Here is a 26205-nt window from a genome sequence, read left to right on the forward strand (position 1 = left end):
GCGTCTTTTGTCGGGACGGAAAGTGCAAGATCGCGGGGAGAGTGGATTGTCGGCGAGCCGGTGCCGGGAAGGGCCGTGACTGTCGGTAGGCTTCGTGCACATGAGCCTGCCTCGCCCCGTCCTCGTGGTGGACTTCGGAGCCCAGTACGCCCAGCTCATCGCCCGCCGGGTCCGTGAGGCGAAGGTCTACTCCGAGATCGTGCCGCACTCGATGCCGATCGCCGAGATGCTGGCGAAGAACCCCGCCGCGATCATCCTCTCCGGTGGCCCGGCCAGCGTCTACGCGCCGGACGCGCCGCAGATCGACGCGGGCGTGTTCAATGCCGACGTGCCGGTCTTCGGCATCTGCTACGGCTTCCAGGCGATGGCCCAGGCGCTCGGCGGCACTGTCACCAGGACCGGCAACCGTGAGTACGGCGGCACTCCGCTGCGTCCACGCCTCCTCGACCCGGGTGTGCTGCTGCGTGACCTGCCGGCGGACCTGCCGGTCTGGATGAGCCACGGCGACTGCGTCACCGAGGCGCCCGAGGGCTTCACAGTGACCGCCGAGTCGGCGGGTGCGCCGGTCGCCGCCTTCGAGGACCTGGCCGGCCGCCGGGCCGGCGTGCAGTTCCACCCGGAGGTCGGGCACACCGCGCACGGCCAGGAGATGCTGACCCGCTTCCTCTACGACATCGCCGGCATCGAGCCGACCTGGACGCCCGAGAACATCATCGACGAGCAGGTCGCCCGGATCCGCGCTCAGATCGGCGACAAGGAGGTCATCTGCGGCCTCTCCGGCGGGGTGGACTCGGCGGTCGCCGCGGCGCTCGTGCACAAGGCCGTCGGTGACCAGCTCACCTGCGTCTTCGTCGATCACGGCCTGCTGCGCGCCGGCGAGGCCGAGCAGGTGGAGAAGGACTACGTCAGCGCCACCGGCATCAAGCTGAAGGTGGTCGACGCCACCGACCGGTTCCTCGGCGCGCTCGCCGGGGTGACCGACCCGGAGCAGAAGCGCAAGATCATTGGTCGGGAGTTCATCAGGGTCTTCGAGGCCGCGGCCCGCGAGATCGCCGCGCACGGCGACGTCGAGTTCCTCGTCCAGGGCACCCTCTACCCCGATGTGGTGGAGTCCGGCGGCGGCACCGGCACCGCCAACATCAAGAGCCACCACAATGTCGGCGGCCTTCCGGAAGACCTGAAGTTCGCGCTGGTCGAGCCGCTGCGCACCCTGTTCAAGGACGAGGTTCGGACTCTCGGCCTGCAACTGGGCCTGCCCGAGGCGATGGTCTGGCGGCACCCGTTCCCCGGCCCCGGTCTGGCCATCCGGATCATCGGCGCTGTCGACCAGGAGCGCCTCGACCTGCTCCGCCAGGCCGACCTGATCGCCCGCGAGGAGCTGACGGCCGCCGGCCTCGACCGAGGCGTCTGGCAGTTCCCGGTAGTGCTGCTCGCCGACGTGCGCAGCGTCGGCGTCCAGGGAGACGGGCGCAGCTACGGGCACCCCGTGGTGCTGCGCCCGGTCTCCAGCGAGGACGCGATGACCGCCGACTGGTCCCGGCTGCCCTACGACGTCGTGGCCCGGATCTCCACCCGGATCACCAACGAGGTCGCCGAGGTCAACCGGGTGGTCCTGGACGTCACCAGCAAGCCGCCGGGCACCATCGAGTGGGAGTGAGCGCCGCTCAGGCCGCCGGCGGCGGGCTGGACGGGGTCGTCGGCGGGTAGGACGGCGTCGGGCCGTACCCCTGCGGTGGCCCGCCGGGCGCGGGCCCGGCGGTGGGCGGCGGGCCGTTCTGCGGCGCGACGCCCGCGGTGTGCGGCCAGGCCGGCGCGCCGGTGGGCTCCTCCGGCATCAGGAACCACATGATCGGGTACGCGAACAGCGCGAGCCCGCCGGTGAGCAGGCCGGTGACCGCGAAGATCACGCGGACCAGTGTCGGATCGACGGCGAAGTAGCGGCCGACGCCGCTGGCGACCCCGGCGACCATGCGGTCGGTGGTGGGTCGCCGAAGCTGCTTGTACGGGGCACGGGGAGCGGTGGTCGATGTCATACCCCCACGGTCCGCGCTGGCGCCCGGTCCGCCCTCGGTGACCGCCCGGATCCTTACCCTGACCAATCCCTGACCGGTGCCAGATAGTCAGGAATCCGACTCTTTTCCGTTCCGGTAACCCGGCCCGGGGAGAATTTGCTTCCGTGACCACCTTGCTCAAGCCGCTCCGCAGGATCGCGGCATACGCAGTTTGTGCTGATTCAAGCGGCCGAGTCTTGCTGGTCCGCGCATCGGAGCGCTCCGGCACCCCCGGCGCGTGGTCGCTGCCCGGCGGGGCGGTCGACCACGGCGAGGACCCGAACCACACAGTCGTCCGCGAGACCGCCGCCGAAACCGGCCTCTCCGTCGCCGTCTCCGGCCTCGCCGACGTGCTCGCCGACATGCGGGCACTCCCCGACCGCGGCATCACCATCCACACCGACCGGCTGATCTACCGGGTGGCAGTGCGTGGTGGCACCCTCGCCGACCGGGTCGGCGAGCGCCCCACCGACCTGGCCCGGTGGTACACCCTCGACGAGGCGCGCGAGCTGCCGCTGCGCTCGTTCACCGCACGCGCCCTCGGGCTGCCCCCCTCCTCGGCCGACGTGGTGCCCGACGAGGCACCCGAGTTCCCCTCCTTCTACGCCGTGCCCGGCCCCGACGGGCTGCACCGGGCCCAGCGCTTCGCCGCGTACGCGGTCTGCACCGACCCCGCCGGCCGAGTGCTGCTCACCCGCATCTCCGACGGCTACCCCGGCGCTGGCTGCTGGCACCTGCCCGGCGGCGGCACCGACTACGGCGAACAGCCCGGCGCGGCACTCATCCGAGAGCTGATCGAAGAAACCGGCCAGGCCGGCCGCCTCGTCGAGCTGCTCGGCGTCGCCAGCCACCGCGACGCCGCCTCACTCGGCCCCGAGGGCTACCCGATCGACTGGCACGGCGTACGCGCCTTCTACCGGGTCGTCGTCGACCAGCCCAACCCACTGACAGTGGCCGACGTGGGCGGCTCCACCTGCGAGGCCCGCTGGTTCGGCCGCGAAGAGCTGGGCGCCCTCCCCACCGACCGCCTCACCGAGGTGACCGCCGAAGCAGTCCAAGCCGCCCAACTCACCTGACCCCCGACCGGTCCCCGAGGCGCCAGCGCCGTGCCGCGCCCTCGGGTCTCGGGTCTCGGGTCTCGCGCCTCGGGTCTCGGGTCTCGCGCCGTCGGGCGTCGCGCCGTCGCGCCTCGGGCCTCGGGCCTCGGGCCTCGGGTCTCGGGCCTCGGGCCTCGGGCCTCGGGCCTCGGGCCTCGGGCCTCGGGCCTCGGGCCTCGGGCCTCGCGCCTCGCGCCACGCGCCACGCGCCACGCGCCACGCGCCACGCGCCACGCGCCACGCGCCACGCGCCACGCGCCACGCGCAAGATCGTGCTCGAACACTGATGTAGTGGCCTCAGCAACGCGCCGATGCCACTACATCCTGGATATTGCGCGATCTTGAGCTGGGGGACAGCCCACTGAGGGGTTCCGCCCGGGTATCCCGGGCAGGGGCCCTCGGCGCCGGCCGAGGAGTCGTCTGGCTTCTGTGGGTCCATGCTTTCGGCCTGTGATCCACTCGGGTTCCTTGAAGGCGCGGTGTCCGGGGCCCTGGAATACCGCGCCTTCCGTGAACCCGAGTTGATCAGCGCTCGTCTCGACGCCCGCGATGTGAATGGACTCCACAATGAGGGCTAATGGAGTGAAGCGGGCTAGTCGCAAAACTGGCTGAATGGGTCTTGACGGGGCTAATCGGTCGTCGGGTAAGAGGTGGCTACCTCGGCCCGAACGCTCCGGCTCGCCAAGCTCTGCGGGTTTCCCGTGCACTGCCTTGGATTGATCATGAAGTTATTGTCGGAACACGAGATGGACGGCGATAACTTCATGATCAACAGTTGTGAGTGCGAAGCGGGGGGCGAGCGAAGGTGCAATTCACGCGGCGAGTCGGGGCCTATGGGCTCTTGCGGGACTCAGGCCGGGTCTTGGTGGTTCGGGACGGGGTGGACGGTGAGTTTCCCGGGGTCTGGCGGTTGCCGGGCGGTGCCGTCGCGCATGCCGAGGACCCGGAGCGCGCCGTGGTCCGCCAGGTCGCCGAGCAGGCTGGGCTGACGGTCGCGGTGACGCGACTACTCACGGTGGTCGCCGATGTGGCCACCTTCTCGGAGGGCAAGGCCGCGCTTCACACCGACCGGCTGTTGTTCGAGCTCGACACTCCCCAAGACGCGCGGCTTGAGGGCGCGGGGCCCGGGGGCGAATTGCGGAGCGGCGGGGCTGGTCTGGTTGACCAAGTTTGCTGGCTTTCGCTGCAGGAGCTGGCGCGGTTGCCGCTGACCCCGTTCACCGCCGAGACGCTCGGCCTGCCGGTCACCCATCTGCCGCCGGCAGCGCACCAGTCGCGGGACCTGTTCTCGCCGCAGCACCCTGACCGTCGGCTGCGCTTCGGGGCGTACGGGCTGGTCACCGACCCCGCTGGACGGATCCTGCTCACCCAGATCTCGGAGGGCTACCCGGGGGCCGGTCTGTGGCACCTGCCCGGCGGTGGCACCGATCACGGCGAACAGCCGGCCACCGGGTTGCTGCGGGAGTTGGTCGAGGAGGGCGGGCAGGTGGGCCGGGTCGTGGAGCTTCTCGGCGTCAACAACCTGCACAACCCCGCCGCGCTGGGGCCAGAGGGCCGGCCTCTGGACTGGCATGGCGTACGGGTGATCTATCGGGTGCTGGTGGACGTACCTACCGACGCGGTGGTCACGGAGTCCGCCGGAGGGTCGACGGCTCGGGCGGGGTGGTTCACCCGCGACGAGGCGACTGACCTGCCGTTGAGCGACATCGCCGCCGTGGCAATCGGACAGAGTGGCCGATAGCACCCCGCTCGGTGAGCCGAGTTGGTGACCCTCCGGTACAGTCAAAGGCGGGAATGATGGAGGAAACGGGCGATGAAGCCCGGGATGGGAACAAGCGAGCGGTTCGAGCGGTTTACGCCAGATATAAGTACCGCCGGCAGCTATCGCCAAGCCATGTTCCCCTATGCGATGGTGTACTCCGCAAAACGGCTGCCGGGCCATGCAAGGTCCGGCACGAGACAGCCGGACACCCGCCACGTGGCGGTCAGCAGATCCGGTGATGGAGGAAACGTGCCGAGAGCCCCATGGCGCCGGCGTCGTACTACTGACAGTCCGCGCCCCGCAGGGCGTCGCTGGGCGGGCCGGTTGCGCCGCAGCAGCACGTTCGCCCGCCAGGTGCTGTTGGTCCGGGTCGGTCGCCGTGACGGCGACCTGCACCCGGCCGACCTGGCCCCGACCGAGCACCGGTACGCCGATCGGCAGCGCCGTCGCTACGGCCTGGACCGGCTCAGCCGGCCGACACTGGGCGTGGACCCGACACTGGGCCTGGACCGAGCCCACGTCGACGCGGTCATGCCGGTCAGCCCGGCGATGCCGCCGATGACGCAGACCGACGAGGCCCACTCGATCCCACTGCTCCCCGGCGAGCGCACCATGGCGCGCCGGATGAAGTTCGCCCTGGTCAACGCCTGCACGCTGGCCAGCCTGATGCTCGGCATGCTGGCCATCTTCCTGGCCATGCAGGGCGAGGTGCGCATGGCGGCGCTCTGTCTGATCGCGTGCGTCGGCTTCGACGGTCTGGACGGCGCGCTGGCCCGACGGCTCGGGGTGGCCAGCCCGTTCGGCGCGCAGATGGACTCACTGGCCGACATGTGCTCGTTCGGTCTCGCCGCGCCGGTAGTGGTCTACGCCTCGCTCGCCGGTTCCGTCTCCACGGCGGCGGCGGCAGTGGCGTGCGCACTGGTCGCGGCGTGTGCCGCGATTCGACTGGCCCGCTTCAACGTCTCGCCGAAGGACGGCAGGTTCTTCTGCGGAGTGCCGACCACCATGGCGGCCGCGGTGCTCGCCGTGACAGTGGCGATCGGCCTGCCGGTGCCTGGTGCCGTGCTGGTCGCCGGGGTGGCGCTGCTGGCCTTCGCGATGGTGTCGAGCTTCCCGTACGCCAAGCTCGCCCGCCTGGTGAAGCTGCCGCCGTGGCTCTGGCTGGCCCCGGTGATCGGCGCGCTGGTCGACATTCGGCTCACGTTCGCCCTGATCGTGGTGGGTTACCTGGTCAGCGGGCCGGTTCTCTGGCTGCGGCAACGTCGTACCGCCTGATTTGAGCAGACAGAACGGGGCGCCGCGGACAGCGGCGCCCCGTTCCTCGTTCGCGGGTCAGCGCCAGCGGGCGATGACAGTGGACCCGCCGACCACCTTGTCGCCCGGCCCGACCAGCGGGTCCGCGGCATCGGCGGGCAGGTAGACGTCGGTCCGGGAACCGAACCGGATCAGCCCGAAGCGCTCGCCCTTCGCCAGCAGCGCGCCGATCGGCGCGCGCTGCACGATCCGACGGGCGATCAGCCCGGTCCGCTGCGCGACCACCACAGTGCCGTGAGCGGTGTCCAGCACTGTGTACGCGGCGACGTTGTGCTCGGCGTCCGGCTTCATCGCGTTGACGAAGCCGCCATCGGCGACGAAGTAGTCCACCACCTTGCCGGCGACCGGGGCGCGGTTGACGTGCACGTCCAGCACCGACAGGAACACAGCGATCCGCAGCCACTCGCCGTCGCCGAAGCGCTCGTCGTGCAGCCGCTGCACCGACAGGACCTTCCCGTCCGCGCTGGCGACCACCGCGCTCGGGTCCTCCGGCACGTCCCGTTCGGGATCCCGGAAGAACGCGGCGACCGGCCCGGCGGCCAGGGCCGGCAGCAGCCACAGCTTGGACGACGGGCGTGCCACCCGGGCCAGCGCCGCGAGGCCCAGCGCGATGCCCGCCGCCGCCACACCGTTGGAGTCGATGTGCATGCTCCGGGTCACCGGCACGCTCGACGGCCGGTACGCGGGGGCCAGGCTGTCGGCAGTGGCCGGGCTGGCCGGGGTGAACCGCAGTCGGTAGACCCGCACCGGTGGCGAGTTACGCAGCACCAGATCGGCGCCGACGCCGTAGAGGGCGTCCTGTCGGGCCAGCTCGGCGGCGGCACCCTCGGTCCGGCCGGGGGCGGCGACGGTCGCCACGCTCAGTACCGCCCCGTCGGTCAGGTACTTGGCCAACCCCTCGACGCCGCCGCGGGTTGCCTCGGCGGTGCCGGTGAACGCCTCACCGGCGATGACGACGGCGGCGGCCTCGGCTTCGGCCAGCGAGTCGACGACGCTCACCCGGTCGGCGACCCAGCGGCCCTGGGCTGTGACGTGCTCGCGGAGCGCCGCAGCGCCGAACGGCTCGGCGGGCACCACGGTGAGCCGGTCACCGGGGAGCAGCGCATCGACCGCCGCGGCCAGCACCGCGGAGTCCGGGGTGACCCCGACCAGCAGGGCGGCCTTGGGGTCGTTGATCCGGGCCAGCTCGGCGACGAGGGTACGGGCGGCTCGCTCGCCGATGCGGACCGGACCGGACCGGCCGGTGGTACGCACGGCGGGGGACTGGGTCATGTCGGGCGGGCTCCTGACGGGGGTAGAGACGGGAATCGCGGCGGGACCGGCATGGGCGGGACGGGCCGGCCGGCGGAGGCGAGATCTCCACCAGCCAGCATATGCGTCCGTCCGCGCCGGCCGCACCGCCGTGGGGATGCGGTGGATCGACGCGGACGGCCGCCCGAGGTCAGGCTTCCCTGCGCGGACCCTCCCGCTCGTCACCCGGCCGGTCGCCGACGGCCTCGACTGGTTGGTCGGATCTGGTCGGCTCGTCCCCCTCCGACGAGGCCGGGCGGGCGAGGTTCCCGGTGGTCGGCTCGTCGTCTCCGTTGCCGGGGAAGGGCTCGGTCGGCGGCTCCGCCGGCGGATGAGCCAGCCAGGCCGGGTGGATCACGTCGGTGGCCGGCACGTCGGACGCCCGCACCTCGGTGGTCGGCGTCTCCACCGTCCGGTCCGCGAAGAGCGTCGGGTCCGAGGAGGGCGTCGGGTCGGAGACGAGCGTCGGGTCGGAGGAGGGAGTGTCCCAGGTGGACCGTTCGGCTTCCCAGTCCGGCAGGGGGGCGCCGGACGTCGACATTGCGGCACCGGAGACGGGCGCGCCGGAGACGGACGTGCCGGAGACGGGCGCTACCGCCTCGGCGGGACCGGCCTCGGCAATCGGCTCCGGCTGGTTCGGTCGACCCGAACGCAGCGCGCCGACCAGCCCGAAGACCCCGATCAGGATGAGTGCGCCGGCCAGGAACCAGCCGACCGGCGGCAGCGCGAGCCCGAGCAGTTGGGCGAGCAGCCACCAGGCGGACAGCGCCAGGAACACGAGCCCGAAGGCGAACGACACCAGATCCGTGCGGTGAGCCTTCACCGGGTCACCTCCAGGTTGCCGGCATTGACATGGATGTAGAGGCGCAGGGTCCCGCCGCCGGGCCCGTCCGCGCCGACGTCGGTGGATTCCCGCAGGCGGCCGTCCAGCCCGCCCGAGCGGTTGCCGAAGACCGTGGCGTCACCCGCGTTGACGTCGGCCACTGTGGTGACGTCCACGTTCGGCGGCACGACGACTGTCGCCTGGCCAAAGTTGACGGCCACTGTCACCTGGCTGTCCCGTTTCGCGAAGTCGATCCCGCGCAGGTCGAGCACGGCGTCACCGAAGCTGTTCTCGTACCGGTCCGCCAGGTCGCGGTAGTCGGTGGGCGCCCAGGTCACCGCGCCGTCGACCCCCCGGATCCGGTCGTAGGACTCGGCCACGGTCGCTGTGCCCAGCGCCGCCGCGGTCACCAGACCGAGCGCGATGAGCCAGCGCGCCCGCCCGAACCACGTGCCGACCAGCAGGCCGAGGGCGATCGTGGCCAGCGCGGCCGCGAAGTACGCCGAGGCGCTGATGGCGAAGACGTCCAGCAGGTCGAGTAGGGCGACCAGACCGAGCACCAGGAAGATCAGCGAGAAGGTCACCGCGCCGAGCGGCGAGCGCTCCTTGGGCCGCTTCGGCGGCTTCGGCGGCTTGGGCGGAGGAGGCGGAGCCGGGGTCGGCGAAGCGTACGGGCCGTGCGGCGCGAACGGAGGGCGGTAACCGGAGGGCGGCGGGGCTGTCGGATAGCCGGCCGGGGCAGCGGGTGTGCTGCTCACGGGTGCCGACGGCCAACCGGCGCTGGGCATCGCGGTGCTCGGCCAGCCAGGCTGGGCAGCCGTCGTGCCGGCCGGATACCCGGACACCGGGCCGACCCCGGGCAACGGCTGCGTCGCGCTGGTCGGCGGCGCGTCGTACGCCGGGATGGTGACTGTGGGCGCCGCCCCCGTCGTCGCGGTGGCGTACCCCGGACCGGTGCCGAACATCGGCGGCGTCGCCGCTGGGCCGGTCGACGGCGCCGCGCCGTACGACGGCCAGGTCACCGGTGGGACGACCGCGCCGGACGGTGCGGCGGGCGCCGGACCACCCGGGGTGCCGGGCCGTGGATTGCGGCCGTCCCGGTTGAGCAGGAGCGCGCCGGCGACCAGGATGGCCGCGCCGAGCAGCACCGCGCGGAAGGCGTCGGTGACGATGTACGCGAAGCTGGCCGCGACCAGGATGCCCAGGACGATCACCGTCACCGGGGACATGCTGGAGCGACCGCGACCGAGCATGGACTCGACGGGGGATGCGGTGTCGCCCTCGTTCGGGATGATCAGCCAGGCGGCGACGTATACCAGGATGCCGATGCCCCCGAAGAACCCGAGCACTGCGAGCAACACCCGCCAGAGCACCGGATCGGTGTTGGTGGCGCGCCCGATCGCCGCGCAGACACCGGCCAGATACCGCCCCTCGCGCGGCCGGACCAGCCCGTACCGCGAGGTGAAGCCGGTGCCGCCCAGCGGCGGTGGCGGCGCGGACGGACCGGGACCACCCGGCCCGGGTGGTGTGCCGCCCGGTCCGTAGCCGGTGCCCGCCGCGAACCCCGGGCCTGGGCCGTAGCCCGACGTGGACGGCGCGTAGCCGCCGGCCGGCTCGCCGGGCGCGGTGCCGGCGGTCGCGTCGGTGCCGGCGTGCGGACCGAACGTGCTGGGCTCGGTCCATTCGGTGGGCGTGGTGGTGGGCGGGGGCGGTGCTGAACCGCCCGGCTGTGCCGACCCCGGTCGGGGCGGCGGGGCAGCTTCCTCGGTCATGCTTCGATCCTGCTGCCCGGTCCACCCGAACGACCTCAGGACCCGACCCTGACCCCACCCTGAGATCCGGCGGCCGGAATGTCGGGGGCGTCCCCGTGGTCGCGGACGCCGCAGCGTGTGACGATCGAGTCACCGACCTCGACCTGTCCGCCACAGTGACCAGGGAGCCTCCGATCAGCACCGTGACCTCGCCCCCGCGCCTGTACCGCGCCCCGGAACACCGGATGGCCGCCGGTGTCGCCGCGGGTATCGCCGACCATCTCGGCATCTCGGTGCTGCGGGTGCGCGTCGCGTTCATGGTCCTGCTCGGGCTGAGCGGGCTCGGCCTGCTGCTCTACGCGGCCTTCTGGGCGGTGGTGCCGCTGCGACCCGGTGACACAGCCGTGCCGCCCCGGCGGGACGTCGCCCAACTCCTGCCGTTCGTGGGGATCGGGCTCGGTGTCCTGTTGATCCAGGTGATGGTCTTCGACTCGGTCGGCGCGGCGGGCACCGCCGGCTGGCTGGTGGCAATCATCGCGGTCGGCGCCGGGGTCATCTGGCACCAGTCCGCGCCCGAGCGGCGGCGACAGTGGGGCGAGGCCATGCCGGTGCCCTGGCTCGGCGCGGTCGTCGAGGAGAGCGACCGGCGGGCCTTCGTGCTGCGGTTCATCGGCGGGGGAGTGCTGGTCGCGGTCGGCATCATCGGCGTCGCGGCCGTCTACTCACCGGCACAGAACTTCGACGCGGTGATCAATGGCGTGATCTTCGCGTTGGTCGGGCTGGCGGGCGTCGGCGTGGTCGCCGCGCCGGTGCTCTGGCGGACGTACAGCCAGCTCCGCTCGGAGCGCGAGGGGCGCATCCGCGAGCAGGAGCGGGCCGAGTTGGCAGCGATGGTGCACGACCAGGTGCTGCACACGTTGGCGCTGATCCAGCGCAACGCCGGCGACGTCAAGACGGTGCAGCGGCTGGCCCGAGGGCAGGAGCGTTCGCTGCGCAACTGGCTCTACAAGCCGACCGCTTCGCCGAGCGAGCGCTTCGCCGCCGCTCTGGAGCAGGCGGCGGCCGAGGTCGAGGACACCTTCGCGATCAGCGTGGAGACGGTGGTGGTGGGGGACCGGGAGACCGATGAGAAGGTCGGGGCGCTGGTCGCGGCAGCGCGGGAGGCATTGGTGAACGCGGCCCGGCACGCCGGCGTGCAGACCGTGTCGCTCTACGCCGAGGTGGAACCGGATCAGGTCAGTGTCTTCGTCCGGGACCGGGGGGAGGGCTTCGATCCGGATACCGTGGAGGACCACCGGCACGGCGTACGCGGCTCGATCATCGGGCGGATGAAGCGGCACGGCGGACGGGCCGAAATACGGTCCGGCCCGGGGGAGGGGACCGAGGTCCGGTTGATCCTGCCGATCTCCCGGGACTCGTCCGCAGCGGAGAGGAACAGATGACCATGGCCGAGCAGTCGACCGAGCACCTCGACCCGGCGGAGGCCCGCCCCGAGCGGCTGCGGGTGTTCCTGGTGGACGACCACGCCATGTTCCGAGCCGGGGTGCGCGCGGAGCTGGGCGCCCACGTCGAGGTGGTGGGCGAGGCGAGCACCGTGGCCGAGGCGGTCACCCGGATCGCCGCCGTCGGCCCGGACGTGGTGCTGCTCGACGTGCACATGCCCGACGGTGGCGGTCGTGCGGTGCTGGAGGCGATGCGGCGTACGCACCCGCAGGTCAAGTTCCTCGCGTTGAGCGTCTCCGACGCGGCGGAGGACGTGATCGGGTTGATCCGTGCCGGCGCCCGTGGGTACGTCACAAAGACCATCTCCCCGGACGAGTTGGCTGCCGCGATCCGTCGCGTGGCCGACGGGGACGCGGTGTTCAGCCCACGGCTGGCCGGGTTCGTGCTGGACGCCTTCGCGGCCCGGCCGGACGCGCCGGTGGCCGACCCGGAGCTGGACCAGCTCACCAACCGTGAGCGTGAGGTGCTGCGGCTGCTGGCCCGGGGGTACGCGTACAAGGAGATCGCCAAGGAGCTGTTCATCTCCATCAAGACTGTGGAGACGCACGTGTCGAACGTGCTGCGCAAGCTTCAGATGTCCAACCGCTACGAGCTCTCCCGTTGGGCGGCGGATCGCCGCCTCGTGTGACGGCGCGTCGTTTACCGGCGAGGAGACGGCGCGTCGGCACCGGCGAGGATCAGAGAAACGTCCGGCGCGCCCTCGTACACCCAGCCGATGATCGTGTCCGGGTAGCCGTGGGGGCCCTCATCCGGATGGCTCGAAACGTGAGTGGTGATGGACGTCCCACCGGGCTCGGGTGACCTCGGGGCTCACGCAGGGGCCGAGGCCGACTGTTCGGGTGGCGCAACGTATTTCCTGCTCAGTGCCGCCCGCGTCGGGCGTTTTATGATCATTTTTCAAGTATCGGCAACGTGGCGGGCAACTAACGGCTTGATAACGGCACCTTCACGGAAGAGGCCAGTGGGTGTCACAGTGGCAGCACCTCACCATCGGTGTGTGGCACTCCGTACGCCCCACGACCACGATTCCGCCGATCTCGGCGGCCCGTGGCTGTGTCGATTGCGTCGTGCCAAGCCTCGTTGGTGGGGGAGCCCGGCGGATCGGAACATCAGGGGTGTCCCCAACTTCCCTGTGGTCCCGGCGACCCGCGCCCCCGGGGTGGTCGGGCGGTGTCACCCCCAAACGTGCGTGAAACCCACGACGGAACCTGGTTAGAAAGAGGAGGCCCCTCGGAATGAGAGTCTCGAAGCGGGCGACGAGCGCCATCGCGCTCAGCGCGGCTGCCGCGCTTGTCGCGAGCGGTTGCTCGAGCGGCGGCGGCGACGAAACTGCCGCCAGCGCGGATGGCTCGATCGTTGTTCACGGCGTCCAGCCGGAGAACCCGCTGGTCCCGTCGAACACCACGGAGACCGGTGGCGGCAAGATCATCGACTGGCTCTTCACTGGCCTGGTCGAGTACCCGAACGACGGTGGGGCCCCGCGTAACGCGCTTGCGGAGTCCATCAACACCACGGACTCCAAGGTCTTCACGATCAAGATCAAGGCCGGTACCAAGTTCCACGACGGTACCGAGGTCAAGGCGAAGAACTTCGTCGACGCCTGGAACTGGGCCGCCTACTCGCCGAACGGTGCGCAGAACGGCACCTTCTTCGCGGACATCGCGGGCTTCGACCAGACCTACACCACGGACCCGGATGGCGCGGACGGCCCGAAGAAGGCCCCGACGCCGACGACCGACAAGATGTCCGGCCTGAAGGTCATCGACGACCAGACCTTCGAGGTCACCCTGGCGGCGCCGACCGCGGTCTTCCCGACCAAGCTCGGCTACAGCGCCTTCATGCCGCTGCCGGACGTGTTCTTCACCATGAAGCCGGAAGAGTTCGGCCGCAAGCCGATCGCCAACGGCCCGGTGAAGTTCGTGTCGTGGGAGGACAACTCCCTCATCAAGCTGACGCGCTTCGACGACTACAACCTTCGCGACAAGATGAAGGTCAAGGACGTCGACGTCAAGCTGTACCAGGACGACAACGCGGCCTACGCCGATCTGCTGGCCAACAACCTCGACTTCATGGAGGTTGTCCCCACCTCGGCGCTCGCCGGCGACAAGTGGAAGACCGACCTCGGTGACCGGGGCCGCTCGACCGTCACGCCGTCGACCGCGTTCATCGCGTTCCCGATCTACGACAAGCGCTTCCAGAACCCGAAGCTGCGTCGTGCGGTGTCGCTGGCGGTCAACCGGCAGGAGATCTCCGACAAGATCTTCTTCGGCACCCGCAAGCCGGCCGACAGCTGGGCGAACCCGCTGACCCCGGGCGCCAAGCCGGGCAACTGCACCGCCTGCAAGTTCGACCCGGCCACGGCCAAGACGCTGCTCGCCGAGGCCGGTGGCTTCAGCGGTGAGATGGTCTTCTACTACAACGCGGACTCCGCCCACAAGGACTGGATGGACGCCGTCGCGCAGCAGATCAAGACCAACCTCAACATCAACGCCCGGGCCGAGGGTGTGCCGACCTTCGCGGTGTTCCGCCAGAACATCAACGCCCACAAGATGAACGGCCCGTACCGCGCTGCCTGGCAGCAGGACTACCCGGACGTCGAGAACTGGGTCAACCCGCTGTTCATCACCAACGGCTCCTCGAACGACGGCCTCTACAGCAACCCCGAGGTCGACGCTCTTGCCAAGCAGGCCAGCGGCGCTCCGAGCCTGGAGGCCTCGCACGAGGCGTTCGCCAAGGCGGTCGAGAAGGTCGACCAGGACGTCCCGAGCATCCCGGTCTACTTCTACGGTCAGCAGTCCGGCCACTCGGAGAAGATCAAGAAGCTCGAGCTGAACAACGTCGGCGAGATCGACATCACCTCGGTCGAGCTCTGATCCGAACGGTCTGACCCCGGGTCGGGCTCGCCACATCCGGTGAGCCCGACCCGGGGCCGTTCCGCGATTGGGTGTTACAACACTCCACTCGCACGTTGTCACCACCGTGTCGGCCGTCCGACGCGCCCCCTGTCTGGAGGACCACCCCATGGGCCGTTATCTGTTGAGACGGCTGCTCCAACTCGTGCCGGTCTTCATCGGTACGACGTTCCTGATCTACTGGCTCGTCTGGGCCGTTCCGGGCGATCCGTTCGCCGGCAAGTGCGGTGAGCGTCGCTGCCCGGACCAGTACATCGCCTTCATGACCGAGAAGTACCACCTCGACCAGAACGTCTTCGTGCAGTACGCCAACTACATGAAGAACCTGCTCCAGGGCGACTTCGGTCAGACGTTCTCGCAGCGCGAGATCAGCGACATCATCCTGACTTCGTACCCGAACACCCTGAAGCTGGCCGTCGTGGCGCTCGCCATCGAGGCCGTGATCGGCCTCGGCGCCGGCGTGCTGAGCGGTCTGCGGCGTAACGGCTTCCTGGACAACCTGGTCCTGGTCTCCACCCTCTTCCTGATCGCACTGCCGGTCTTCGTGGTCGGCTTCGTGCTCCAGTGGCTGCTGGGTGTGCAGTGGGGCATCATCAAGCCGACCGTCTCCTCCGAGATGCGGTGGTCCGAGCTGATCGTGCCCGGCTTCGTGCTCGGCAGCGCGTCAGTGGCGTACATCGCACGGGTGGCAAGAACGAGCATCGCGGAGAACCGCCGCGCGGACTACGTGCGTACCGCCATCGCCAAGGGCCTGCCGATGCGCCGAGTCGTTGGTGTGCACCTGCTGCGCAACTCGCTCATCCCGGTGGTGACCCTGCTCGGCACCGACCTCGGCGCCCTGATGGGCGGCGCGATCGTCACCGAGGGAATCTTCGGCATCAACGGGATCGGCCGCCAGGTCTTCCGAGCGATCATCACCAAGGAAAGCGCCACCGTAGTAGGCATCGTGGTCGTCCTGGTGCTGGTCTATCTCGTGATGAACCTGCTGGTTGACCTGCTCTACGCCGCCCTGGACCCGAGGATCCGTTATGAGTGACCCGAGTACCGCATCGATCGTCAGCACCCCTGGCGCACACCCCACCGACTCCGCCGCCCCCGCCACCGCGGGCCAGCCGCAGAGCAACGACAAGCCGCGCGGCCTGCTCGGCGACGCCTGGCGGGACCTGCGACGCAAGCCGCTGTTCTGGATCTCGGCCACGCTGATCGTGATCTTCCTGCTGATGGCGGCCTTCCCGGCGCTGTTCGCCCCGGGCGACGCGGTCAACGGCTCGCTGTCCCGCAGCCTCGACAAGCCGTCGGCCAATGGCTGGTTCGGCTACGACGTGCAGGGCCGTGACGTCTACGCTCGCGTCATCTACGGTGCGCGTGCGTCCATCCAGGTCGCCGTGCTCTCCGTGCTGGGCACCCTGCTCATCGGCGGAACCATGGGCATCATCTCCGGTTACCGCGGTGGCTGGGTGGACGCGCTGCTCAGCCGGATCGCCGACGTCTTCTTCGGTCTGCCCTTCGTGCTCGGCGCGATCGTCATCCTGACCACCTTCAACGGCTCGGGCGCCGGCAACAGCAAGAACAAGATCATGGGCCTGGTGACCGCGTCCCTGATCGTGCTGAGCTGGCCGGTAGTGATGCGACTGATGCGCTCCTCGGTGCTCGCCACCAAGGAGGCCGACTACATCGTGGCGGCCCGCGCACTGGGTGCTGGCACCGGCCGGATCATCCTCAAGCACCTGCTGCCGAACTGCCTGGCCCCGTTGCTGGTGTACGGCACGATCATGGTCGGCTCGTTCATCGGCGCCGAGGCCACCCTGTCGTTCCTGGGCGTCGGTCTGAAGTCGCCGGTGGTGTCCTGGGGCATCATGATCAGCGACGGGCAGCAGTTCATCCGGGTCGCGCCGGGGCTGGTGTTCTTCCCCGCCGCGTTCCTCGTCACCGCAGTGCTGAGCTTCGTGATGCTCGGTGAGTCGGTCCGCGAGGCCCTCGATCCGAAACTCCGCTAGGGGAGATCCAGTTGTCCGACATTCTCGTGTCCGAGCAGTCAGCGCCGGGACCCGGCGGGTCCGGGCGTCCCTCCGGCCGCCTGCTCGAGGTCGACGACCTGCGGGTGGAGTTCCGCACCCGGGACGGCGTCGCAAAGGTCATCAACGGGGTCACGTACCACGTCGACGCGGGGGAGACCCTCGCCGTGCTCGGCGAGTCCGGCTCCGGTAAGAGCGTCACCGCGCAGACCATCATGGGCATCCTCGACACGCCGCCCGGCTTCGTCACCGGTGGGCAGGTCCGCTTCCACGGCAAGGACATGCTCCGCATGTCCGACGAGGAGCGCCGCCGCATCCGCGGCGAGGGCATCGCGATGATCTTCCAGGACGCGCTCTCCGCGCTGAACCCCGTCTTCACCGTCGGGTTCCAGATCGCTGAGCAGTTCCGGGTCCGGCGGGGCATGAGCCGCGCGGAGGCCAAGAAGCGCGCGATCGACATGCTCGACCAGGTCAAGATCCCGAACGCCAAGGGCCGGTTCAACAACTACCCGCACCAGTTCTCTGGCGGTATGCGGCAGCGCGCGATGATCGCGATGTCGCTGGCGCTCGACCCCGAGGTGCTGATCGCGGACGAGCCGACCACCGCCCTCGACGTGACGGTGCAGGCCCAGATCATGGACCTGCTGGCCGAGCTTCAGCGCGAGCGGCAGATGGGCATGATCCTGATCACCCACGACCTCGGCGTGGTCGCCGACGTCGCGGACCGGATCGCTGTCATGTACGCGGGCCGGATCGTCGAGGAAGCCGACGTGTACGAGCTGTACGCCAAGCCGGCGCACCCGTACACGCTGGGTCTGATCGACTCGATCCCGCGCCTCGACGAGAAGGGGCAGCAGCTCCGGACGATCAAGGGCCTCCCGCCGAACCTGATGAACATCCCGCCGGGCTGCCCGTTCAACCCGCGGTGCCCGATGGCTCAGCCGGTGTGCCGGGAGAAGGTCCCGCCGCTGCTGCAGGTCGGCCCCGCTCGGGCCAGCGCCTGCCACTTCGCCGAGGAGCTGGTGAACCGTGTCTGAGAACATCCTCGAGGTCAATGACCTGGTCAAGCACTACCCCGTCACGCAGGGTGTGGTGTTCAAGAAGACCGTCGGCCAGGTCAAGGCGGTCGACGGGGTCTCGTTCGGACTGCGCGCCGGTGAGACGCTCGGTGTGGTCGGCGAGTCCGGCTGCGGTAAGTCGACGCTTGCCCGGGTGCTGATGAACCTGGAGAAGCCGACCGCCGGCAACGTGGTCTACAAGGGGCAGGACATCTCGAAGCTGTCCGGTGGGGCGCTGCGACGTCTGCGCCGGCAGATCCAGCTGGTCATGCAGGACCCGTACACCTCGCTGAACCCGCGGATGACCGTCGGTGACCTGCTCGGCGAGCCGTTCGAGATCCACCCGGAGGTGGCGCCGAAGGGCAGCCGCCGGGCCAAGGTTCGCGAGCTTCTCGACCTGGTCGGGCTCAACCCCGAGCACATCAACAGGTACCCGCACCAGTTCTCCGGCGGTCAGCGTCAGCGCATCGGCATCGCCCGCGCGCTCGCGCTGCGGCCCGAGATCATCGTCTGCGACGAGCCGGTGTCGGCGCTGGACGTCTCCATCCAGGCCCAGGTCATGAACCTGCTGGAGCAGTTGCAGGGCGAGTTCGGCCTCTCGTACGTCTTCATCGCGCACGACCTGTCGGTGGTCCGCCACCTCTCGGACCGGGTCGCGGTGATGTACCTCGGCAAGATCGTCGAGATCGGCACCGAGGACGAGATCTACGAGCGACCGACCCACCCGTACACCCAGGCGCTGCTCTCCGCGGTGCCGGTGCCGGACCCGACCCAGCGGAACAACAAGACGATCATCCGGCTCACGGGTGACGTGCCGTCGCCGATCAGCCCGCCGTCGGGCTGCCGGTTCCGGACCCGCTGCTGGAAGGCGCAGGACGTCTGCGCCGAGCAGGTCCCGCTGCTGGAGATCCGTCGGGGCTCGGACCACCCGAGCGCCTGCCACTTCGCGGAGAAGCGCGAGATCGTCGCCACCCACGAGGTGTGAGTCACCGAAACCGCCTGCCGCCGTCGCCACGACGACGGCAGGCGGTTTCGTCTGTCAGTGACCCGGATCGGCCGCGCGGCACCTGGCCGCCCACTCGGCGTCGGCAAGCACGACGGGCGGTGTGGCTCCGGGTAGCGGTGGCCCAATCAACGCGGGCTGAGGCGGCTCACAGCGGGCCACGGCCCGCGCGGAGCAGCAGCAGGGCCAGTTGGGTGCCGTCGGCGCCGAGCGCGACCCGGAACCGCTCCAGGATCTCCCGTTCGCGGGAGAGCACCAGGCGGGTCCCACCGGACGCCATGCGGGTCACCCCGACCTCCTGGGACAACGCGGCCCGCTCCTGCCAGAGCGTGATCAACGCGTGGTCGATCTCGTCGATCCGTTCCCTGATCTGCACGATCCGCGCCGAGGCGGACGGCTCCTGGGTGCCGGTCTGCTGCTCGGCCGGCTCGGCGTCCGCGCCCGTCGGTGGTGTGGCCACCGCCGGCTCAGCCTCCTGCGCGGCGGGCTGCCCCGGTCGGATCGGGCTGCCGCTCTGCTCCATCACGTCTGTCATCATCGGGTACCTCTCGCACTGTGGTGCCCGGTGCCCGGAACCTGGGACGGAAAAAGCCCCGGACTCCAGGAGCCCGGGGCTTTAGCAGGTCTGAATCGATCAGGCGCGACCTACGGCAGCCGGACTCCCGGTGCCATAGTAAAAGTAGAAGCGCACAGCGATCACGCCGTCGAGTATGCCCACGTCGTTGCCGGGTGCGCAAGCATTCCGCGCCGCGAAGGGCGCCTTTCCGGCCGGTGGGCGTGCCAGGTGGTGGTGCGCGCCGTCGGGCACGAGCTGCTGAGCGCCAGAGGCACAGTGTCCGGCCCGCGGCATAGACTTGTCGGGCGATGCATCCTCTCTTCGACATCCCCGCGTCCCCGCCTGCGCCGGAGTCCGCGCCGGCCCGCCCGCACCGACCCGGGGCGGCCGCCGCGCGTCTCGATCCGCAGCAGCTGCTCGCCGGGCTGAACGGGCCGCAGCGCGACGCCGTCAGCCATGCCGGCTCGCCGCTGCTGATCGTGGCCGGCGCCGGGTCCGGCAAGACCCGGGTGCTCACGCACCGGATCGCCTACCTGCTCGCCGCTCGGGACGTGCACCCCGGTGAGATCATCGCGATCACCTTCACCAACAAGGCCGCCGGCGAGATGAAGGAGCGCGTCGCCGCGCTGGTGGGCCCCCGGGCCCGCCTGATGTGGGTGTCGACGTTCCACTCGGCCTGCGTGCGGATCCTCCGTGCCGAGCACGAGCACGCCGGCCTCAAGTCGACGTTCTCGATCTACGACGCTGACGACTCCCGCCGGCTGATGCAGTTGGTGACCCGCGAGCTGGATCTCGACCCGAAGCGTTACCCGGCGCGTGGACTGGCCGCCCAGGTCTCCAACCTCAAGAACGAGCTGGTCGATCCGGAGCAGTTCGCGGCGCGGGCCACCGGGCCCAACGAGCGGGCGCTGGCCGAGGCGTACACGCTCTACCAGCGTCGGCTGCGTGAGGCACACGCCCTGGACTTCGACGACCTGATCATGACCACGGTGCACCTGCTCCAGTCCCACCCGCACGTCGCGGAGAGCTACCGCCGGCGGTTCCGGCACGTGCTGGTGGACGAGTACCAGGACACCAACCACGCCCAGTACGTCCTGATCAAGGAGCTGGCCTCCGGCACCGACGGGCTGGAGCCCGCCGAGCTGTGCGTGGTCGGCGACGCCGACCAGTCGATCTACGCATTCCGGGGTGCGACGATCCGCAACATCCTGGAGTTCGAACGGGACTACACCGACGCGCGGACGATCCTGCTGGAGCAGAACTACCGCTCCACCCAGACCATTCTCAACGCGGCCAACGCGGTGATCGACCGCAACACCTCCCGCAAACCGAAGCGGCTGTGGAGCGAGGCCGGCGCCGGCGAGCAGATCGTCGGTTACGTGGCCGACACCGAGCACGCCGAGGCCGACTGGGTGGCCCGGGAGATCGACCGGCTGGTCGACGCCGACGAGACCCGCCCCGGCGACGTCGCCGTCTTCTACCGCACCAACGCGCAGTCCCGCGTCTTCGAGGAGGTGTTCATCCGGGTCGGCCTGCCCTACAAGGTGGTCGGCGGGGTGCGCTTCTACGAGCGCAAGGAGGTCCGCGACGCCCTGGCGTACCTGCGTTCAGTGGTCAACGACGACGACACGGTGAGCCTGCGGCGAGTGCTCAACACCCCGCGCCGGGGCATCGGCGACCGCGCCGAGGCGTGTGTCGAGGCGCTCTCCAGTCGCGACCGGATCTCCTTCGGCGCGGCGCTGCGCCGGGCCCGGGAGGCGCCGGGCATCTCCAGTCGGGCGGCCAACGGCATCGCGGACTTCGTGGCGCTGCTCGACGGCGGCCGCGAGCTGGCCGAGACCGGCACCCCGGAGGAGGTGCTGGAGGCGCTGCTGACCCGTTCCGGCTACCTCACCGAGCTGGAGGAGAGCCTGGACCCGCAGGACGCCGGCCGGGTGGACAACCTCCAGGAGCTGGTCAGCGTCGCCCGCGAGTACACCGAGCGGATCGAGGCGTTGGGCGAGGAGGGGGAGCGGGCCACCCTGGCCGGTTTCCTGGAGCAGGTGGCGCTGGTTGCCGACGCCGACCAGATCCCCTCCGACGACCCCGACCACCAGGGCGTGGTCACCCTGATGACGCTGCACACCGCCAAGGGGCTGGAGTTCCCGGTGGTCTTCCTGACCGGGCTTGAGGACGGCGTCTTCCCGCACCTGCGCTCGCTGGGCGACACCCGCGAGTTGGAGGAGGAGCGCCGCCTGGCGTACGTCGGCATCACCCGTGCCCGACAGAGGCTCTACATGTCCCGGGCGGTGACCCGCTCGGCCTGGGGGCAGCCGTCCTACAACCCGCCGTCGCGCTTCCTGGAGGAGCTGCCGACCGAGTTGGTGCACTGGGAGCGCACCGAGGGGTCGTACACCTCGTGGGCTGGCGGGGGCGGCGGCGTCGGTGGCCGTGCGGACCGCGCGCCCGGCGTGCGTGGCAACTTCACTGGGGGCACACCGAAGGCGGCGCAGCTGGCCCAGCGGCTCGGCGTGGACGCCAGCCGGCTGACCACTGCCAGCGAGCTGCCGCAGGGGCCGAAGGTGTCAGCGGGCGACCGGGTCAACCATCAGCGGTACGGGTTGGGGCGGGTGCTCGCCGTCGAGGGGCACGGCCCGGGTGCCCGCGCGCAGATCGACTTCGGCGACCAGACCATGTGGCTGGTGCTCCGGCACGCTCCGGTCGACAAGCTCTGATCCGTCGCGCCCGCACCATTGCACTGAAGTAGGGAAGGAGGGGCCTCAGGCCCCTCCTTCCCTACCGTTGCGCCCGGACCGCGCCGGGATGTCGCCTCAGCAGCCCAGGTCGACGCCGTGGGCCCGCATGAACGGGGCCGGGTCGATCTGGTTCCACATGCCCTGGTGCACCTCGAAGTGCAGGTGCGGGCCCGTGGCATCGCCGGTGGCGCCCTCGTAGCCGATGACCTGGCCGGCCTTGACCTTCTGTCCCACGGTGACAGCGATGCGGCTCTGGTGGGCGTAGTGGGTCAGGTAGCCGTTGCCGTGGTCGATGAAGACGGAGTTGCCGTACCCGTCGGAGGCGTCGCCGGCCTGGGTCACCGTGCCGGCTGCCGCTGCGTGGATCGGCGTACCGGAGGGCAGCGCCAGGTCGATGCCGGCGTGCAGGGTGCCCCAGCGCTGCCCGTAGCAGGACGTGACGGCTGCGCCCGGCATCGGGTCGACCCAGGCGGGGGTGGGCCTGGTGGTCTTCTTCGGCTTGGGCTTCGGCTTGGCCTTCGCGGCGGCCGTCTTCGCGGGGGCCGGGCTGGCGCTGGCCGCCGACGGGCTGGGCGTCGGGCTGAGCGAGGGGGTGACCGGCGTGCTCGACTCACGAACCGAGCGGTCGGCCCGGCTCGCGGCCTCGGCCCGGCCCTGGGCGTCGAGGGAGACGGCAGCGGGTGCCGGGTGGTCGGTGCCGCTCGTGGCGACGGCGACACCACCGAGGCCGAGGGCTACCAGGGCGGCGGCTCCGAGCACGATGAGACGGTTCCGTCGGCCGGTGCGCTGCGGCGGCGCGGTCTGGCTGGTGTCGGGGGTGTTCTCGTTCTGGACGGGGCTGTCTTCTTGCACGGCGGACCTTCACAGTCGAGGGGCACTTGACCTCGAAATACTGGTGTCGGGCCAAGGTGTGGCAGGCACGGGGACCGAACCCTCGGACCGAGAGCGGAAGATGGCGTGCCCGGATATGACCCGCTGTGCGGTGCTACATCCGGATAAGTGATCATGTTGAAGGGTGCCGTCGGTCACATTCGAGGCTGTGACAGGGGATACATCCGCCAGGACCACCCAAAGCAAAACCGCCCGGATCGACAGATCCGGGCGGTCAACGGTCGTTACGCGCCGTCAGGAGGTGGCTACCTCGTGTAGATTGCCTCGACTTGCAGCTTGATGTCCACTCCGCGCTCCTGAAGGAACGGCACCGGGTCGATCGGCTGCCCCTTGACATGGATCTCCAGGTGCAGGTGGGTGCCGTACGCGTGGCCGGTCTGACCCACGAGGCCGAGCTGGTCGCCCGCCTTGATCTGCTGGCCTTCCTTCACGCTTACCGCGGAGGAGTGGCCGTAGATGGCCTCACTGCCGTCGGCGTGTTGGACGATCACCGCGTTGCCGTACCCGCCGAACCAGCCGGCCTTGGTGACCAACCCGTCGTGGATCGCCACGTAGGGCGTGCCCTCGCCGGCGACCAGGTCCACGCCGGTGTGCATCTTGCCCCAGCGGACGCCGTACGGGGAGTTGAAGTCGTAGCCCTGCAGCGGCAGCAGCCAGACCTCGGACTCGGCGCTGTCAGTGCTGCGGCTGTCCCGGGAGGCGCGGTCGGCGTTGTCCGCACGGGCCGCGGCGTCCTGGCTGGTGACCGACGCCTGCTTGAGCTCGTCGAGGACCGTGGGGCTGACGTCCTTGGCGTCCGGCAGGGCGCTCGCGCCGAGGGCCACGATGCCGGCACCGACGAACGCGGTGGTGACGACAGCGGCGTAACGGCTGCGGGGTGGGGTGGGTACGCGGCGGCGACCGCGATATCGATCGGGCTCAGACGACAGGCGCTGGCGCACGCACACCCTCCGTTGTCGGGGTTCCGAAGCGGCCGGTGGGCGTCCCCTGGAGCTCCAGGGAGACGTCCGCTGACCGCGTCGTCACCCGTCCATGGACCTGATGACAACCGTGGACACGTTAGCCAACCGCCAGGCGAGTCACAAGCTAGACCGAAAAATTGGCGTGTCGATCTGTCCGTTTGCGTCCATGATTGTCATGCATCGCGACGCCGAACGGTGCCCCCGTCGCTGCCCGTTCGTCGCCGAGCGTGACCGTTCCGGCGGAGTCGTCCGGCTTGACTCCGGACGGCACCGGGATGGTCTCCCCGGCCCTGCCAGCGGCGTGGCGGTGGTGAAGCCGGGACGGCGTCAGGTGGGACCTCTCCGGGTTGCGCGGTGGACACGCCGGGTAACTGTCGGTGGCAGAGCCCGGATTTCTCGGGCCGGGCCCGCCGGGTTACCGTTCGTTAAGGTGAAGGCGGTCAAGCCGGTGAAAGGTGTGCGCTGATGAGCTCTCGGATTCGGGTCGTCGTCGCGAAGCCTGGCCTGGACGGCCACGACCGGGGCGCGAAGGTCGTCGCGCGCGCCCTGCGGGATGCCGGGATGGAGGTCGTCTACACCGGCCTGCACCAGACTCCCGAGCAGATCGTGGAGACCGCCATCCAGGAGGACGCCGACGCGGTCGGCCTGTCAGTGCTCTCCGGGGCGCACATGACGCTCTTTCGGCGGGTGCTGGAACTGCTCGGTGAGCGGGACGCCCGCGACATCGTCGTGTTCGGTGGCGGCATCATTCCGAACGGCGACATTCCCGAGTTGGAGAAGCTGGGCGTCGCGAAGATCTTCACGCCCGGCGCCACCACTCAGGCGATTGTCGAGTGGGTCCGACAGAACGTGGCCCAGCCGGTTTCCTGAGGCACGCCGATCTGCTGCGCCACCGATTTTGGGCACGGGGGAGGGGCCGGACGCACCCCTCACACGTCCGGCCCCTCTATGCACGATGCCCCGCCGCCACCCCTCGACCGACAGGGCATCGGCCGTATCCCGTCTTTGCGCTGTTCAGCGCTCCGACATCTGACTCAACGACGCCCCCACGACAGGGTTACGCAAGCCGGACAACATCGCCCGGACGGTGGATGCCGCCCGAGTCATGGCCGGAAACCGGCCACACCTGATGTCCGGTTGTGCATTACCGCACACCGTGCACCCGCTCGGTTGCCGGTGGTGCCGACCTCGCTAGGCTGCGGCCAATGGCCTGTTTCAACTGATGACAGGCGTCAAACTGTTTTCTGAACGCTGGTGGCGGCGCGACGGCGCGCCGCGGAGACGGGACGGGACGCGCAATCGTGGACCTGTACGAGTACCAGGGGCGGGACCTGTTCGAGCGGCACGGCTTGCCCGTGCTGGCCGGCGGCGTCGCCACTACCCCGGAAGAGGCCCGCGCGATCGCCGAACGCCTTGGCGGCCGTGTGGTCGTCAAGGCGCAGGTAAAGGTCGGCGGCCGAGGTAAGGCCGGCGGCGTCAAGCTGGCCGAGGGCCCGGATGAGGCGGTCGCCCGGGCCACCGACATCCTCGGCATGGACATCAAGGGTCACACCGTCCACAAGGTCATGATCACCGTGACCGCGGACGTGGCCGAGGAGTACTACTTCTCGTACCTGCTCGACCGGGCGAACCGCACCTTCCTCTGCATCGCCAGCGTCGCCGGCGGCATGGACATCGAGCAGGTCGCCGCCGAGACCCCCGACAAGGTCGTGAAGGCCCCGATCGACGCCGTGAAGGGCGTGGACGAGGCCAAGGCTCGCGAGATCGTGACCGCTGCCGGCTTCCCGGCCGAGGTCGCCGACCAGGTGGTCGAGATCGCGGTGGGCCTGTGGCAGGCGTTCGTCGCCGAGGACGCCACCCTGGTCGAGGTCAACCCGCTCGCCAAGAACGGCGATGGTCGGATGCTGCTGCTCGACGCCAAGATCAGCCTGGACGAGAACGCGGCGTTCCGGCACCCGGACCACGAGGCGCTCGTCGACCAGGCCGCCGTGGACCCGCTGGAGCAGGCCGCCAAGGCCAAGGACCTCAACTACGTCAAGCTCGACGGCGAGGTCGGCATCATCGGCAACGGCGCGGGTCTGGTCATGTCGACCCTCGACGTTGTCGCGTACGCCGGTGAGCGGCACGGCAACGTCAAGCCGGCCAACTTCCTCGACATCGGCGGCGGCGCGAGCGCCGCCGTGATGGCGAACGGGCTGGAGATCGTGCTCTCCGACCCGGCCGTGAAGAGCGTCTTCGTCAACGTCTTCGGCGGCATCACCGCCTGCGACGAGGTTGCCAACGGCATCATCCAGGCGCTGGCCCTGCTCGAGCAGCGCGGCGAGCAGGTCACCAAGCCGCTCGTCGTCCGTCTCGACGGCAACAACGCCGAGGCTGGCCGGGCGATCCTGGACAGCGCGAACAACCCGCTCGTGCAGCGGGTGGACACCATGGACGGTGCGGCCGAGCGGGCCGCCGAGCTGGCAGCTGCGGGGGTCTGATC

Annotated in this window: 21 protein-coding genes; 14 read left to right on the top strand and 7 right to left on the bottom strand. The window is 70.2% G+C overall.

What is annotated here, in order from left to right:
- The first annotated feature begins 100 nt into the window (after positions 1 to 100).
- The gene (gene guaA / locus AB0C19_RS27120; RefSeq protein WP_357189829.1) at positions 101 to 1657 is read left to right on the top strand and encodes a glutamine-hydrolyzing GMP synthase; all 1557 of its coding nucleotides are present in this window, start codon (positions 101 to 103) and stop codon (positions 1655 to 1657) included.
- 7 nt (positions 1658 to 1664) lie between these two features.
- Here the strand turns inward: guaA and AB0C19_RS27125 are convergent, their stop codons facing one another.
- Entirely contained in the window at positions 1665 to 2033 is a 369-nt protein-coding gene (locus AB0C19_RS27125) for a PspC domain-containing protein (RefSeq protein ID WP_357189831.1), read from the bottom strand.
- Positions 2034 to 2176: 143 nt separating this feature from the next.
- Here AB0C19_RS27125 and AB0C19_RS27130 point away from each other — a divergent pair, with 143 nt between their 5' ends.
- From AB0C19_RS27130 to AB0C19_RS27140, 3 genes are all read left to right on the top strand, one after another.
- The gene (locus AB0C19_RS27130; protein ID WP_357189833.1) at positions 2177 to 3127 is read left to right on the top strand and encodes an NUDIX domain-containing protein; all 951 of its coding nucleotides are present in this window, start codon (positions 2177 to 2179) and stop codon (positions 3125 to 3127) included.
- 826 nt (positions 3128 to 3953) lie between these two features.
- Positions 3954 to 4889, top strand: coding sequence for an NUDIX domain-containing protein (locus AB0C19_RS27135; protein WP_357189835.1), 936 nt, complete (start codon positions 3954 to 3956; stop codon positions 4887 to 4889).
- Positions 4890 to 5234: 345 nt separating this feature from the next.
- Positions 5235 to 6185 carry a CDP-alcohol phosphatidyltransferase family protein gene (locus AB0C19_RS27140; protein WP_238687766.1) on the top strand — a complete coding sequence of 317 codons (951 nt, stop codon included), beginning with the start codon at positions 5235 to 5237 and terminating at the stop codon, positions 6183 to 6185.
- A 57-nt stretch (positions 6186 to 6242) separates the two neighbouring features.
- Here the strand turns inward: AB0C19_RS27140 and AB0C19_RS27145 are convergent, their stop codons facing one another.
- From AB0C19_RS27145 to AB0C19_RS27155, 3 genes are all read right to left on the bottom strand, one after another.
- Positions 6243 to 7496 carry a phosphatidylserine decarboxylase gene (locus tag AB0C19_RS27145; RefSeq protein WP_357189837.1) on the bottom strand — a complete coding sequence of 418 codons (1254 nt, stop codon included), beginning with the start codon at positions 7494 to 7496 and terminating at the stop codon, positions 6243 to 6245.
- Positions 7497 to 7665: 169 nt separating this feature from the next.
- Complete coding sequence (locus AB0C19_RS27150; RefSeq protein ID WP_357189942.1) at positions 7666 to 8337, bottom strand: hypothetical protein; 672 nt, start codon at positions 8335 to 8337, stop codon at positions 7666 to 7668.
- The gene (locus AB0C19_RS27155) at positions 8334 to 10109 is read right to left on the bottom strand and encodes a PspC domain-containing protein (protein ID WP_357189839.1); all 1776 of its coding nucleotides are present in this window, start codon (positions 10107 to 10109) and stop codon (positions 8334 to 8336) included. Before AB0C19_RS27155 ends, AB0C19_RS27150 begins: the two co-directional genes overlap by 4 nt.
- 155 nt (positions 10110 to 10264) lie before the next feature.
- Between AB0C19_RS27155 and AB0C19_RS27160 the strand changes: the two genes are divergently transcribed.
- The 7 genes from AB0C19_RS27160 (at position 10265) to AB0C19_RS27190 (ending at position 18561) form a co-directional block, all read left to right on the top strand.
- Positions 10265 to 11530: a PspC domain-containing protein gene (locus AB0C19_RS27160; protein ID WP_357189939.1), complete on the top strand. Its 1266-nt coding sequence runs from the start codon at positions 10265 to 10267 to the stop codon at positions 11528 to 11530.
- 2 nt (positions 11531 to 11532) lie between these two features.
- A complete protein-coding gene (locus AB0C19_RS27165) occupies positions 11533 to 12219 on the top strand; it encodes a response regulator transcription factor (protein WP_088950154.1) in 687 nt (228 codons plus the stop codon).
- A 607-nt stretch (positions 12220 to 12826) separates the two neighbouring features.
- Entirely contained in the window at positions 12827 to 14464 is a 1638-nt protein-coding gene (locus AB0C19_RS27170; RefSeq protein ID WP_238687762.1) for an ABC transporter substrate-binding protein, read from the top strand.
- Positions 14465 to 14612: 148 nt separating this feature from the next.
- Positions 14613 to 15539 carry an ABC transporter permease gene (locus AB0C19_RS27175; protein WP_238677478.1) on the top strand — a complete coding sequence of 309 codons (927 nt, stop codon included), beginning with the start codon at positions 14613 to 14615 and terminating at the stop codon, positions 15537 to 15539.
- Entirely contained in the window at positions 15532 to 16500 is a 969-nt protein-coding gene (locus tag AB0C19_RS27180) for an ABC transporter permease (protein WP_238687761.1), read from the top strand. The genes AB0C19_RS27175 and AB0C19_RS27180 overlap by 8 nt, the downstream gene beginning before the upstream one ends.
- 26 nt (positions 16501 to 16526) lie before the next feature.
- A complete protein-coding gene (locus AB0C19_RS27185; RefSeq protein WP_238687860.1) occupies positions 16527 to 17555 on the top strand; it encodes an ABC transporter ATP-binding protein in 1029 nt (342 codons plus the stop codon).
- Positions 17548 to 18561 (top strand): dipeptide ABC transporter ATP-binding protein, encoded by a 1014-nt coding sequence (locus AB0C19_RS27190; protein ID WP_091406370.1) that lies wholly within the window; start codon positions 17548 to 17550, stop codon positions 18559 to 18561. Before AB0C19_RS27185 ends, AB0C19_RS27190 begins: the two co-directional genes overlap by 8 nt.
- Before the next feature lie 166 nt (positions 18562 to 18727).
- Here AB0C19_RS27190 and AB0C19_RS27195 read toward each other — a convergent pair whose 3' ends face one another.
- Positions 18728 to 19117: a chorismate mutase gene (locus tag AB0C19_RS27195; protein WP_357189843.1), complete on the bottom strand. Its 390-nt coding sequence runs from the start codon at positions 19115 to 19117 to the stop codon at positions 18728 to 18730.
- 326 nt (positions 19118 to 19443) lie between these two features.
- On the opposite strand from AB0C19_RS27195, the gene pcrA reads away from it, so the two are divergent.
- Positions 19444 to 21849, top strand: coding sequence for a DNA helicase PcrA (pcrA, locus tag AB0C19_RS27200; RefSeq protein ID WP_357189845.1), 2406 nt, complete (start codon positions 19444 to 19446; stop codon positions 21847 to 21849).
- 96 nt (positions 21850 to 21945) lie between these two features.
- On the opposite strand, the gene AB0C19_RS27205 is transcribed toward pcrA, so the two are convergent.
- Both AB0C19_RS27205 and AB0C19_RS27210 read right to left on the bottom strand, forming a co-directional pair.
- The gene (locus tag AB0C19_RS27205; RefSeq protein WP_357189847.1) at positions 21946 to 22722 is read right to left on the bottom strand and encodes a M23 family metallopeptidase; all 777 of its coding nucleotides are present in this window, start codon (positions 22720 to 22722) and stop codon (positions 21946 to 21948) included.
- A gap of 284 nt (positions 22723 to 23006) precedes the next feature.
- Positions 23007 to 23702, bottom strand: coding sequence for a M23 family metallopeptidase (locus tag AB0C19_RS27210; protein WP_357189849.1), 696 nt, complete (start codon positions 23700 to 23702; stop codon positions 23007 to 23009).
- A gap of 486 nt (positions 23703 to 24188) precedes the next feature.
- Here AB0C19_RS27210 and AB0C19_RS27215 point away from each other — a divergent pair, with 486 nt between their 5' ends.
- Both AB0C19_RS27215 and sucC read left to right on the top strand, forming a co-directional pair.
- A complete protein-coding gene (locus AB0C19_RS27215) occupies positions 24189 to 24593 on the top strand; it encodes a cobalamin B12-binding domain-containing protein (protein ID WP_030491849.1) in 405 nt (134 codons plus the stop codon).
- Between the two features lie 431 nt (positions 24594 to 25024).
- The gene (gene sucC / locus AB0C19_RS27220) at positions 25025 to 26203 is read left to right on the top strand and encodes an ADP-forming succinate--CoA ligase subunit beta (protein WP_091406357.1); all 1179 of its coding nucleotides are present in this window, start codon (positions 25025 to 25027) and stop codon (positions 26201 to 26203) included.
- Positions 26204 to 26205: the final 2 nt, after the last annotated feature.

The organism is Micromonospora sp. NPDC048842 (assembly GCF_040649935.1).
Taxonomy (GTDB): domain Bacteria; phylum Actinomycetota; class Actinomycetes; order Mycobacteriales; family Micromonosporaceae; genus Micromonospora; species Micromonospora hortensis.